Origin of the sequence: Rhodococcus sp. ABRD24 (assembly GCF_004328705.1) — a bacterium.
GTDB lineage: Bacteria > Actinomycetota > Actinomycetes > Mycobacteriales > Mycobacteriaceae > Prescottella.
This window is the reverse complement of sequence record NZ_CP035319.1, coordinates 2,224,160-2,238,232: the sequence shown is the minus strand read 5'-3', so window position 1 is coordinate 2,238,232 and position 14,073 is coordinate 2,224,160. Positions and strand designations below refer to the sequence as shown.

Genomic DNA, 14,073 nt, shown 5'->3' with positions numbered 1-14,073 from the left:
ACTTGGCCAGTCGTCGCCGTGATCCCCCATTGCGCCTCCCTACCGTATTGCCGACGGCCGCATGGCGGCTGCTGGGTTCTGCTGTTGGCCAAGAGCCGCGCTCATGACTATAGAGAATCTGATCCAGAAAGTAAGATAATCGGCGCAATCGCCTCAGGAGGCGATATCACGCAGGAATGCCCACGAAGAGCCCTCGGCCCGAGGGCCCACCTTCCACGTAATTGACCGCAAGATTGCTTGCAGCAAAGGCGCTTTCGTACTCCTTTCGCTCGAAGAGCGTGATGTCGTAGTGCTCGACGTGGTGGTGTGCGCCGCTCTCCGGGTCTGCAACCACCCAGTGAATTTCCATCCGTGTCACGTCGCCGACACGTGCGGAGTGTGAAACGCGCGAAATGGTCAGATCCCCATCGCGGACTACATCTCCAGCCACGTAACCGTCGAGGAATGTCTGTGGGAACCACCACGGCTCGATCACGACAACGCCGCCGGGCCCTAGATGGCGCGCGAATGAGGTCAGTGTCTGCTCCAGCTCGGTGATGTCGCGCATGTGGCCGATCGAACTGAACATGCAAGTTACCGCGTCGAATTCACGATCGAGTTGGAAGTCGCGCATGTCACCTTGCAACACCGGTATGTTGCCCAGCTGCGGCCGGGAGATCTCGATCATCGATGTAGAAAGCTCCAAGCCGGCCACATCGTCGAAGTGGTCAGCGAAGTGCCGCAAGTGAGTTCCGGTTCCGCACGCTACGTCGAGCAGGGACGATGCCGTTGGCCGGTACTCACGGACCAGGCGTGCGACATCCGCGGCCTCGGCCGCATAGTTCTTGCCCCGCCCACGATAGAACCGGTCGTAGAGCTCTGCGAAGGTGCCTTCGTACATTGTCTCTCCCTCTAGCGGCTTCCGTCTGGAATCGTCGATGAAGCCGGTCAGCCAACGCCCTGACGGGTCAGTTCCTCGAGCTGTGGGACGATCTCTCCCGGCGTTGGGTCGGCCAGCGCATCCAGCCGCAGCTTCCGGGCGTTCTCGGCATACACGGGGTCATCGACGACTCTGTTGAGGCAGGCCTGCAGCGTATCGGCGTCGACTTCGTCCGGGCGTAGATACAGGCCCGCACCCAACTCTGCGGTCTGCTGTCCGCGCAACATGCAGTCCCATTCGTGTGCAACAGCTATCTGAGGAACACCACTATGTAATGCTGTTGCCCAGGTTCCGGCTCCGCCGTGATGAATGACTGCGACACATTTCTGTAACAGGAAATTCAACGGAACGAAATCTGCTGTGCGAATGTTCTCCGGCATGGAGATTGACTCATCGACGGGTCCTGTTACGACGACTTCACCGTCGAATCTGGAGAGCGCATCCAGAGTCCGCGAGAATTCCCCCGGTTCGGCGGCGAAGGGAAGCCCCGAAAAGCCGCCAGTGAGGCAAACTCGGCGAGTCCCATCGCTCTTCTCAAGCCATGATGGAACCAGCGATGCGCCGTTATAGGGAAGATACCGCACGGGGATGGTGCGCAATCCAGTTTGCAGGCGGAAATTCGAGGGCAGCTGGTCTATCGTCCACTGCCCGACCGCGAGGTCTTCGCTGAAATCGAGTCCGAACGGCGCAGCGACTTCGGTGAGCCATGCACCGAGGGGGTCCGGCCGATCATCCGGCGAACGCTGCTGACGCTGTGCCTGGAACCGGCCACGGAAGTAGCCGTTGAAGTCGCTGCCCCACAGCACCCGCGCGTGAGCTGCGCCGCAGGCCTGGGCGGCGATGGCGCCGGCAAAGGTGAACGGTTCCCACAGCACGAGGTCCGGACGCCAGTCGCGAGCGAAGGCGACCAAGTCTGCGACAAAGGACTCGTTGTTGATCACCGGATACACCGATTGCGTAACGGCCTTCTCCATCCCCAGCAGAAACTCCCACGAGTCCAGTTCCAGGGCGCGGCGGTAGAAGTCCAGGTCAGTGGTGTAGCGATGTACCTGCGCAGCGGCGTCCGGGCTGATGTCGAAGAGCGCATGATCCGATCCGACCGATACCCCGGTGAAGCCAGCGCCGACCACAGCGTCGGTCAGGGAGGGTTGGCTGGCTACCAGCACGTCATGCCCGGCAGTGCGCAGTGCCCATCCGAGCGAGACCAGACCCTGAAAATGCGTGCGGTGCGCGAACGACGTCAGAAGTACCTTCACTGGCGGTCCTTTGCCGGGATCGAGGCAGCAACCGTCCGCTCAATCCCTTCCCACAACGGCACCTGGGGCCGCCACTGAGTGTGGGTACGGAAAGCAGTGGAGTCGATGTCGTCGCTACGGAAGTCATTGGGTTGAGCATGTTCGGGCGCGGGCACGGTGACGACGGGCACCGGAGGCATTCCGCCTTGTCGTGCCACGCTCTCGGCAATGCCCGCGAAGATCCTTCCAATCGATTCCGACCGATCCGCACCGAGTGTCCAGGTCTCTCCGGCTAGCGCGTCTCGATGTTCCAGCGCGGCGGCGAACGCACTGGCGACGTCCTCGACGTGCAGGAGGTTGCGGCGAACACTGCCGTCGTGCCACATCGTCAACTGCTGGCCGGAGATCGCCTGCCGGATCGCGGCGGCGACCACACCGCGCCCGACCGGGTCGGACCGATCGCGCTGACCGTAGACCGTGGGCAAGCGCAGAGTCAGCCCACGTACGAGTCCTGCGTTGGAGGCCTCTCGTAGGATCCGCTCGGCCTCGAGCTTCTGCTGCGCGTACCGGCTCGCCGCCGCTGGTTCGGCTGCCTGAGCGGTACTCGCGTAGATCAGCACCGGCGTCGTGGAAACACGACGATCGTGTATCGCGGCGACAAGGTCGCGCATCAGGCCCACGTTCACCCGCTCGGCCTCCGGGTCAGCCGTGGCGCTGCGCCAGGTGGAACCGCTCGCGGCGTGGGCCACCAGGTGCACGATGACGTCCGCATCTTCTATCGCCGCACGCGCCTGGCCAGGCACGAGGAGGTCGATCTGTCTCTGCTCGATCGCGGATCCTGGTGGGAGTGCTGCCGGTCGGCTGCGAGATACCGCGCGCAATCGACTGCGCCGTGCTGCGAGTGTCCTCAGCACCGCGCTGCCGATGAAACCGGAAGACCCGAGCACCGCGATCAATTCACTCGGGGTATTGGCGATTCTTTTCACGAGATATCCCGTATGCGGCGCGATTGACCGCGTTTTCGATGGGGACGCCGGACGTCGTATGAGTTCACCAATTTCCCCCCGGAAATTTGGAAGTAATTTGTCCGGATCGTAGTAGATGAAACTGGGGCTTGTCAACGGTTTCTTCGATACAAGTAGCCCCGAAAATCTCGCGGTGCCGAACCTTCGAAAACCTCTGAATCTCTGTGTATCGTCTTCGCTTGTTGCGTTTGATCGTCGAGTGGGGTCGTCGAGTGGGGACGTAGAGTGGGGGAGCGGGATGGAGCTGTCGAGACCCTTCGATAGCCGGGTGGCGCGGGATAGGCGAATTGCTCGGCCGTGGCCCCTGAGCGGGGAAAACGATTCCGACCTGCGTGCACGCGCCCGCCAATTGCGTGCGCATCTCGAGAGCACGACCGGCGCCGACATTGCAGGTGTGGGTGCGGCACTTGCGAGCGCAGACGATGGCCCGCACCGCGCCGTCGTAGTCGCTGCGTCGACCGCCGAGCTCCTTGACGGCCTTGCCGCTGTCGCCGACGGACATCCGCACCCCTCGGTGGTCCGCGGGGTGGCCCGTCCGATCTCTCGGGTGGTGTTCGTGTTCCCGGGTCAGGGCTCGCAGTGGCCAGGAATGGGTACCGAACTGATCAGTGAGTCAAAGGTTTTCGCTCGATCGATGGATGAATGTGGGCGGGAGTTCGCATCCGTCGCCGACTGGTCGCTGCGAGAGGTCTTGGACTCGCCCGAGCAGTTGGGTCGCGTCGAAGTCGTCCAGCCCGCATTGTTCGCGGTGCAGTCCTCGCTTGCCGCGCTCTGGGCGTCGTTCGGCATTCATCCCGATGCTGTTGTCGGTCACAGCATCGGTGAAATGGCTGGCGCGCGGGTCTGCGGGGCGATTGATACCGTGTCCGCGGCACGAGCCGCCGCGTTGTGGAGCCGTGCGATGATCCCGTTGGTGGGCAACGGAGATATGGCAGCAGTGTCGTTGTCCAGCAGTGCGATTGCTCCGCGGATCGCAGCGTGGAACGATGTCGAGCTCGCGGGAGTCAACGGCCCCCAATCGATTCTGCTCACCGGCGGTCCGGAAGCAATCGAGCGCCGGGTTGCGGAGCTTTCCGCCGAAGGGGTGCGCGCTCGGGTCATCAATGTGTCGATGGCAGCGCATTCGACGCAGGTGGACGAGGTTGCGGATGCCCTGCGGTCCGCGCTGGCGTGGCTGTCTCCCGGCCGGTCCGCAGTACCCTTCTACGCCAGCCACACTGGTGGACTGCTGGACACTCGCAATCTCGACGCCGACTACTGGCGCCGTAGCTTCCGGCTTCCGGTGCAGTTCGACGAGGCGATCCGGTCCGTGCTGGACGACGAGCCCAGCACATTCATCGAGGTGAGCCCACACCCGGTGCTTACTGCTGCCTTGCAGCAAACCCTCGACGCCGAACAGTCAAGCGCCGCAGTGATTCCGACTCTACAGCGCGGTCAGGGTGGAATCAGACGTTTCCTGCTGGCGGTTGCGCAGGCGTTCGCCAGCGGTATGACGGTCGACTGGACTGCGGCTTTCCGAGACGTGACTCCCAAACCCGATGCGCTGCCACAGTTCATGCCTGTCGAGGCTGCAGACGAGCCGACTGTGAGGGCTGTGAACTGGGACGCCCCCACCCATCTGCTGCGGGACCAGATACTGACGATCGTCCGAGCCGAGACTGCGATCCTGGCAGGCCGCGATATCGATATCGAGGCCACCTTCCGCGATCTGGGGATCGACTCCGCGCTGGCAGCCCAGCTGCGTGCAGGGGTGAGTGCGGCAATCGGACGCGAAGTGAATATTGCGCTCCTCTACGACCAGCCGACGCCGAAGGCACTCGCCGCGGCGCTGGCGTCAGGTTCCGATCCGGACGGTATGCACGGTGATGGCCGGGCGAGAACGAACGAGACCACTCCTGGCGAACCGATCGCGATCGTCGCGATGGCCTGCCGACTCCCGGGAGGTATCAGCACGCCCGAGCAGTTCTGGGAACTGCTGTCCGACGGGCGGGACGCAATCGGGAAGCTGCCGACAGATCGGGGTTGGGATCTCGACTCACTGTTCCACCCCGACCCGACGCGTTCGGGTACAACCCACCAGCGCAGTGGTGGATTCCTCTCGGAAGCAACAACATTCGACCCGGCATTCTTCGGTATGTCCCCTAGGGAGGCGCTGGCGGTCGACCCGCAACAGCGGCTCATGCTGGAACTGTCCTGGGAAGTCCTGGAGCGGGCGGGAATCCCGCCGACGTCGTTGCCTGCCTCGCCCACCGGGGTGTTCGTCGGCCTGATCCCTCAGGAGTACGGCCCGCGGCTGGCCGAAGGCGGCGACGGCGTCGAAGGCTATCTCATGACCGGAACAACCACGAGTGTCGCTTCCGGGCGCATCGCCTACACGCTCGGCTTGGAAGGCCCGGCTATAAGTGTGGACACCGCGTGCTCTTCTTCGCTGGTGGCGGTGCATCTGGCATGCCAGTCACTGCGAAATGGGGAGTCGTCGCTGGCCATGGCCGGCGGTGTCACGGTGATGCCGACACCGGGAATGCTCGTGGACTTCAGTCGAATGAACTCACTGGCCCCGGACGGAAGGTGTAGAGCCTTCTCGGCCGATGCCAACGGTTTCGGCATGGCCGAAGGCGCGGGAATGGTTTTGCTGGAACGGCTTTCGGACGCCCAGCGAAACGGGCACCCGGTGCTCGCAGTACTGCGGGGGGCGGCAGTCAACTCCGACGGTGCGAGCAATGGGCTGTCGGCGCCGAACGGCCGGGCACAGGTCAAGGTGATCAAGCAGGCGCTCGCCGAATCGAAGCTCCACCCATCAGACATCGATGCCGTCGAGGCACATGGCACAGGTACTCGCCTCGGAGACCCGATCGAAGCCAATGCGCTGTTCGAAGCCTACGGCCGCAATCGTGAACAGCTGCTGTGGCTTGGCTCGGTCAAGTCCAATCTCGGGCATACTCAGGCGGCAGCCGGGGTAGTAGGCGTGATCAAGATGGTGCTTGCGATGCGGGCCGACATGCTGCCGCGCACACTGCACGCGTCCCGGCCGTCGCCGGAAGTCGACTGGTCTTCCGGTTCGATTCAGTTGCTGCAAGAGCAAGTGCCGTGGCCAGCCGGGGCGCGAGTCCGCCGAGCGGGAGTGTCGTCCTTCGGTATCAGTGGAACCAACGCGCATGCGATCCTCGAGGAGGCGCCGCAGTTCCCGGCGGCCCAGCCCGCAGCACGCGACGACATCGCTGCGCCGTGGGTGCTTTCGGCAGGCAGCGTGAGCGGCCTGCATGCCCAGGCAGCCGAACTCGCCGCATATCTGCGCGCACACCCCGGCCGGGAATTGCTGGACATGGCCTTCTCTCTCGCGACAGGCCGGGCTGCGCTTGCCCACCGCGCCGCCTTCGTGCCCGTCGACGAACCCTCCGCACTGCGCATTCTCGACAATCTCGGGGCAGGACGGACCGACGGTGTCATGACGGGCGCGAAGCGCTCGCATACCCGACCGGTATTCGTCTTCCCGGGGCAGGGCTGGCAGTGGCCGGGCATGGCAGTCGACTTGCTGGACACCTCGCCGATATTCGCTGCGGCTCTGCGCGAATGCGCCGACGCGCTCGCGCCCTACCTGGACTTCGAGGTGATTCCCTTCCTGAGGTCGGAGGGTGCGCGCAGACAGACCACGACACTGTCCACTGAGCGTGCGGACGTCGTGCAGCCGCTCATGTTCGCTGTCATGGTCGCACTGGCAGAGTTGTGGCGGGCACACGGCGTCGAGCCGGCGGCGGTTGTCGGACATTCGCAGGGCGAGATCGCCGCCGCGTGCGTGGCAGGCGCGCTCTCTCTCGAGGACGCTGCGCGTGTGGTCGCGCTGCGCAGTCGCGTCATCGCCACCATGCCCAGCAACGGGGGCATGGTCTCGATCGCGGCTCCGCTGGACGACGTCACCGCGCGGCTCGGTGCGGGAGTCGAGATTGCAGCCGTCAACGGTCCGCGTTCGGTGGTCGTGTCCGGTGACAGCACGGAACTGGAAAGACTGGTCGCAACCTGCTTGGCTGACGGTCTCCGAGCCAAGCGGCTACCGGTGGACTATGCCTCGCACTCCTCGCACGTCGAATCCGTCCACGACCGCCTGCTCGCCGAGCTGGGCGATGACTTCGACCCGCTACCGGGTTCCGTGCCGTTCTTCTCGACAGTGGCCGGACGATGGATGGAACCGGAGGAGCTCGACGCCGGGTACTGGTACCAGAATCTGCGCCGCACGGTGCGGTTCGGGGAAGCGGTTCGCTCGCTTGCCGAACAGGGCTATTCGACGTTCTTGGAGGTGAGCGCGCATCCAACCCTCGCCACGGCGGTCGAAGAAGTCAGTGACAACATCGGTGCCGATCTCACCGCGATCGGTTCGCTGTATCGCGACAACAGCACCCTCACCGGTTTCGCAGAGGCACTCTCGCGCGTGTTCGTGGCGGGCGCCGCGGTGGACTGGGAATCGGTCTATCTGGGAACCGGAGCGCGACGACTTTCCCTGCCTACCTATCCGTTCCAGCGTGAACGGCTCTGGTTGACGCCGGGGCCTGCGGTGCCGCGGGCTGCGACTCCGGGCGATTCCTCCACGCTGCATTACCGCATCGAATGGCGGCCCGCCGAATCCGCCGACAGCGCACGGCTAGGAGGGACGTGGCTCATCGCGAAGTACTCGGATACCGCGAACAGCATGAGTGCTGGGGTACGGGATGCGCTGGAGGCGGCCGGCGTGGGGGTGCGCGAGCTGATCGTCGATGCCCGGGACGAGCGCGACGATCTGGCAGAGCAACTGCGTTCGGCAGGTGTGGTGACCGGTGTGGTATCGCTTCTGGCGGTGGACGAGCCGGAGGCCGAGAGTTCTCCGCTCGCGCTCGGATCGTTGCAGCACACGCTCGCCCTGGCGCAGGCTTTGACAGCCACGGAATTGGAATGCCCGCTCTGGGTTGTCACCGAGAACGCCGTCGCGATCGAACCTCTCGAATCCATCCGCAACCCTGCGCACGGTTCGCTGTGGGGTCTCGGCCGTGTAATCGGTCTGGAGAGCCCGGTCGTGTGGGGTGGCCTGATCGATGTGACTGCGGGTGCCGTCGCCGACTTGTCGCGACATCTCGTTTCGATCCTGGGCGGTGGCACCGGTGAGGATCAGCTCGGGGTCCGGTCCGACGGGCTTTACGGACGCCGTTGGTGCCGTACCGAATCCACCACGAGCAGCGTCCAGTGGGGGCCGACCGGGACCGTGCTCGTCACGGGCGGTACGGGTGGTGTCGGCAGGCATGTCGCTCGGTGGCTCGCACGCCAGGGAGCACCCCACCTGTTGCTCGTGAGTCGCCGCGGAGCCGGCGCTCCCGGTGCCGGTGAGCTGGTCGCCGAGCTCGATGAGCTCGGCACCCGGACGACTGTCGCCGCCTGTGACATCACCGATCCAGATGCAGTCCGCCGACTACTCCACGGCATACCCGATTCCGTTCCGCTCTCCGCGGTGTTCCATGCCGCGGCGACACTGGATGACGGCACGATCGACACCCTGCATGGCGAGCGCATCGAGCGGGCCAACCGTGCCAAGGTGTTGGGTGCGCGCAACCTGCACGAGCTGACGCGCGACATGGACCTGAGCGCCTTCGTGCTGTTTTCGTCCTTCGCTTCCGCATTCGGTGCCCCTGGGCTCGGCAGTTACGCGCCGGGCAACGCATATCTCGACGGCCTGGCCCAACAACGGCGCAGCGACGGTCTGCCCGCTACTTCCGTGGCCTGGGGGACCTGGGCGGGCAGCGGTATGGCTCGAGGCCCGGTAGCCGATCGCTTCCGCAGACACGGCGTCATGGAGATGCTTCCCCACACAGCCGTCGACGCATTGCAGACGGTCCTGGGCCGTGGTGAGGTTTGCCCGATCGTCATCGACGTGCGATGGGACCGCTTCCTGGTCGCCTACACTGCACAGCGCCCGACCAGGCTGTTCGATGAGCTCGACGAGGCACAGCAGGCAGCGCGGACCACCGGGACGCAGACGCAAGCGGGGGCACTGGCAGCGCTGTCGGCATCGGAGCGCGGGCACGCGTTGTTCGAGCTGGTGCGTACCAACGCTGCCGCGGTCCTCGGCCACGCCTCCGCCGAGCAGGTACCCGCGGATCAGGCGTTCGCCGAACTGGGTATCGACTCGTTGTCGGCCCTGGAACTGCGCAACCGGCTGAACGCCGCCACTGGTGTTCGCCTGCCCACGACAGCCGTCTTCGACTTCCCGGATGTGCGAACACTTGCGGCACACCTGGCAACCCAAGTCGGTGGCGCCACCGCAAACGCGCAGTTGTCGCCCGCGACCGCCAGCGCGGTTGACGAGCCGATCGCGATCGTCGGCATGGCCTGCCGGCTGCCCGGTGGTGTCGATTCCCCCGCGCAGCTGTGGGAGCTGATTGTCTCGGGCCGCGATTCCGCGGCGGAGGTTCCGGACGATCGTGGTTGGCTCCCCGAAGAATTGATGGCCTCCGACACGGTGACAATGCGCCGCGCCTTTGGCAACTTCATGGTGAATGCGGGCCACTTCGATGCGGCCTTCTTCGGGATCTCCCCGCGCGAGGCGTTGGCGATGGATCCGCAGCAACGTCAAGCCCTGGAAACGACATGGGAGGCACTGGAACACGCGGGCATCCCTCCGGAGACGCTCAAGGGCAGCGACACTGGCGTATTCGTCGGTATGTCACATCAGGGGTATGCCTCCGAGCGCCCGCGGCCGGAGGATGGAGTCGAGGGCTATCTGCTCACCGGCAACACAGCCAGCGTCGCCTCGGGGCGGATCGCCTATGCGCTGGGCTTGGAGGGCCCAGCGGTCACGATCGACACCGCTTGTTCATCCTCGCTGGTGGCACTGCATCTGGCCGGTAACGCACTTCGCGCGGGTGATTGCTCGCTGGCGGTCGCCGGCGGCGTCTCGGTGATGGCGGGGCCCGGAGTGTTCACCGAATTCTCTCGCCAGGGGGCATTGGCCGCCGATGGCCGGTGTAAGCCCTTCTCCGACGATGCTGACGGCTTCGGTCTCGGAGAAGGCTCGGCTTTCGTTGTGCTCGAGCGGTTGTCGGATGCTGTGCGAGCGGGCAGGTCGGTTCTGGGCGTGGTTGCGGGATCGGCGATCAATCAGGATGGTGCCAGTAACGGGCTTGCGGCGCCGAGTGGTGTTGCGCAGCAACGGGTGATTCGTCAAGCGTGGGAGCGGGCCGGTGTTTCGGGCGCGGATGTCGCCGTCGTGGAGGCGCATGGGACGGGTACCCGGCTGGGTGATCCGGTGGAGGCGTCCGCTGTGCTGGCCACTTACGGCCAGAGGCGTGGATCCGCGGCACCGCTCCTGCTCGGGTCGGTGAAGTCCAATATCGGTCATGCGCAGGCGGCTGCTGGTGTCGCGGGTGTGATCAAGATGGTTCTCGGGCTGGGCCGGGGTCTGGTTCCGCCGATGCTGTGTCATGGCGAGCGCTCGACGCTGATCGACTGGTCTGCGGGTGAGGTCGAGTTGGCTGAGACTCTGAGCCCGTGGCCTGCGGCTGCGGATGGGGTGCGCCGTGCGGGTGTGTCGGCGTTCGGTGTGAGTGGGACGAATGCTCATGTGATCATCGCCGAACCTCCTGAGCATCAAGCCCTTCCGGTCTCAGATCTGCGCCGCGTGCTTCCCGCTGCCGGGGTGGCGCCGGTGTTGTTGTCGGCGAAGAACGAGACGGCGGTTCGGGCGCAGGCGCTCAGACTTGCCGACCATCTCGACGGACATCCTGAGATCGCGCTGGCCGATCTGAGTTGGACGATGGCACAGACCCGGCAGCACTTCGCGCATCGTGCCGTCGTTCTTGTTCGCGACACCGCGGACGCCGTCAGCCAATTACGAGCGTTCGCAGAGGGATCGATCACGCCCAGGACCGTCACCGGAACCGCGGTGGCCGAGTCCGGTGTGGTGTTCGTCTTCCCGGGCCAGGGTGCGCAATGGGCTGGGATGGCTCAGGATTTGCTGGGTGTTGCGGCTTTCGCTGACACCATCGCTGTGTGCGATACCGTGTTGGCCGATCTTGCCGGGTACACGGTGACCGATGTCCTGTGTCGGCATGCCGATGCTCCCGGCTTCGACCGGGTCGATGTGGTTCAGCCGGTGTTGTTTTCGGTGATGGTTGCTCTTGCGCGTCTGTGGCAGGCCTGTGGCGTCAGTCCCGTTGCTGTCATCGGTCATTCCCAAGGGGAGATTGCTGCTGCCGTTGTGGCGGGTGCCCTGTCCTTGGAGGACGGTCTGCTCGTGGTGACTCGACGGGCTCAGGCCATTCGCACACTGGCAGGCACAGGCTGCATGGTGTCGGTGCGCGGCAGTCGCGCCGATGTCGAGAAGCTTCTGAGCGATGACCGCTGGGCAGGGAAGCTGGAGATTGCCGCCGTCAATGGTCCGGACAGCATGGTGGTCGCCGGCGACCTGGCAGCTGCGGGCGAGTTCCGTGGGCAATGCGACGGGATGGGTATCCGCGCCCGGATGATACCGGTGGACTATGCGTCGCACACCGCGCACGTGGAGCCGGTGCGTGAGGAGCTTACCCAGGCCCTGTCCGGGATCACCTCCTGCCCAATCGAAGTGCCGTTCTTCTCGACCCTTACCGGAGGTTTCCTGGATGGCGCCGACCTGGATGCCGCCTACTGGTACCGGAATCTGCGCCACGTGGTCGAGTTCCACTCCGCCATCGATACGCTGGCCGGCCAGAGCGGCCGAGTATTCATCGAGATCAGTCCGCACCCGGTAGTCGCCATGAGTATCCAGGAGACGCTGGACGACGCCGAGTCCGACGCCGCGGTGCTGAGCACACTCGAACGCGATACCAACGGTGTCGATCGATTCCTCGCAGCACTGGCCGAGGCACACTCGCGAGGGGTGTCGATTGATTGGAAGGCCGTCCTGGGCAGAGCGTCTCGACTGGATCTACCGAACTATCCATTCCAGGGTCACCGTTTCTGGCTGCTGCCGGGCCGGACCGCCCCCCGGGACAGCCTTGACGACTGGTTCTACCGGATCGTCTGGTCCGAGATCACCCCCTCCGAACCGGGCGGCCTGAGCGGGCGGTGGCTCGTGGTCGTCCCAGTGGGATTCGAGGAGCACGAATGGACCACCGAGGTACGAGCCACGCTGACTGCGGGCGGGGCCGAACCGGTGGTGCTTGCCCTTGCCGATCCTGCGGAAGTCGCCCGGACAGTTGGCGTTGATCAGTACCGCGGTGTGGTGTCCTTGCTCGCATTGGACCGCGATGGTGGGGCGAAAACCCTTGTACTGGTGCAGGAACTCAACAGAGCGGGAATGGACGCGCCGCTGTGGATCGTCACCTTCGAGGCCGTTGCTGCAGGTGGACCGGTGCTTCGTCCCGACCAGGCGACCTTGTGGGGCCTGGGCCAGGTCGTCTCCTTGGAACGGGGGGCGCGCTGGACTGGCATCGCCGACCTGCCGCGGGTGCCGAATCCGGCGCTGCGCGAATCGCTGAGCGCGGTACTGGCTGGCTCGGAGGACCAGGTCGCGGTGCGCCCTGAGGCGGTCCTGGCGAGACGGTTGTCCACCGCTCAGGTGCCCGTCGGCTCGGCGTACGCGCCGCCAGGCGGCACAATCCTGGTCACCGGGGGCACGTCTGGTCTGGGCGCCGTGGTTGCCCGGTGGTTGGCTGGGCGCGGCGCCGACCACCTTGCGCTGGTCAGCCGACGAGGGCCGGACACCGAGGGTGTCGAGGATCTCGTCGCCGGGCTGATCGAACTCGGGGTGCGCGTTTCGGTGCATGCGTGCGACGTCACCCAGCTCGAGTCGCTGCGGACACTTCTGGACGGCCTGGCAGCGCAGGGCGACATTGTCCGCGGCGTCGTGCATGCGGCCGGACTGCCTCAGCAAGTCGCGATCGAGGATATGAACACGGCCGATTGGACCGAGGTGATCGCCGCCAAGGTCGAGGGTGCCCGGAACCTCGACGAGCTGTGCCCGCAAGCCGAGCTGTTCCTGCTGTTCTCCTCCGGCGCCGGAGTATGGGGAAGTGCCCGCCAAGGGGCCTACGCCGCGGGCAATGCCTTTCTCGACGCCTTCGCGCACAATCGTCGCGCGCGCGGTCTTCCCGCGACATCGGTCGCGTGGGGACTATGGGAGACAGGCGGGATGACCGGTAACGACCAGGCTGTTTCCTTCCTGCGCGAACGCGGCATGCGGCCGATGCCGGTGTCACGCGCGCTCACCGCGTTGGACAGGGCCCTGACCGCCGAGGAGACGGCGGTCGTCGTGACGGATGTGGACTGGCCCGTCTTCGCCCAGTCCTACGCGTCCGCCCGGCACAGGCCGCTTCTCGACTGCATCGTCACAACCGAACCCGGCCCAGAGGCGGCCGATCCCCAGGAAGAGAGTCGTCGCAACCAGTTCGTGGGCCTACCGCATGCGGAACGAAGGGCGAAGCTGATCCGTCTGGTTCGCTCACAAGTGGCAACTGTGCTCGGTTACGACGATCCGAAGGCCGTGAGTTCCTCCGCGCCGTTCAAAGAACTGGGTTTCGACTCGTTGGCAGCGGTCCGGTTCCGCAACCTGCTCAGCGCGGCTACCGGCCTCAGGATTCCCGCGACGATCGCCTTCGAGCAGCCGAACGCATCCGCGGTCGCCGACTTCCTCTCCGCGGAACTGGGCGGTGAGACACACGGGGTGCCGCAGCCGCGGGCCGGGCTGGACGAACTGGAGCGGTCCCTGTCCACAATGCCGGCAGCCGAACGAGAGGAGCTTGCGCAGCGCCTGGAACGCATGCTTGCGGCTCTCCGGCCCGCGACCGCGACAGCCGATGCCCTGGTGTCCGGCGACGACGACTTGAGCGAAGCCGATGTGGACGAACTACTCGGAGCGTTGGGCCGTGAACTCGATCGCAAATGACGCCACCCGCACACG

Annotated in this window: 4 protein-coding genes; 1 reads left to right on the top strand and 3 read right to left on the bottom strand. The window is 65.3% G+C overall.

Features of this window, described 5'->3' with window-relative positions; all coding sequences use genetic code 11:
• Positions 1–166: 166 nt before the first annotated feature.
• From ERC79_RS09765 to ERC79_RS09755, 3 genes are read right to left on the bottom strand one after another with little or no spacing between them, the layout of a single operon-like run.
• Positions 167–880 (bottom strand): class I SAM-dependent methyltransferase, encoded by a 714-nt coding sequence (locus ERC79_RS09765; protein ID WP_131577736.1) that lies wholly within the window; start codon positions 878–880, stop codon positions 167–169.
• Between the two features lie 47 nt (positions 881–927).
• Positions 928–2,175, bottom strand: a complete 1,248-nt coding sequence (locus ERC79_RS09760) for an activator-dependent family glycosyltransferase (protein WP_131577735.1) — start codon at positions 2,173–2,175, stop codon at positions 928–930.
• Positions 2,172–3,140 (bottom strand): NAD(P)-dependent oxidoreductase, encoded by a 969-nt coding sequence (locus tag ERC79_RS09755; RefSeq protein WP_207390456.1) that lies wholly within the window; start codon positions 3,138–3,140, stop codon positions 2,172–2,174. The genes ERC79_RS09760 and ERC79_RS09755 overlap by 4 nt, the downstream gene beginning before the upstream one ends.
• Positions 3,141–3,573: 433 nt before the next feature.
• Here ERC79_RS09755 and ERC79_RS09750 point away from each other — a divergent pair, with 433 nt between their 5' ends.
• Positions 3,574–14,058: a type I polyketide synthase gene (locus ERC79_RS09750; RefSeq protein ID WP_165497070.1), complete on the top strand. Its 10,485-nt coding sequence runs from the start codon at positions 3,574–3,576 to the stop codon at positions 14,056–14,058.
• Positions 14,059–14,073 lie beyond the last annotated feature (15 nt).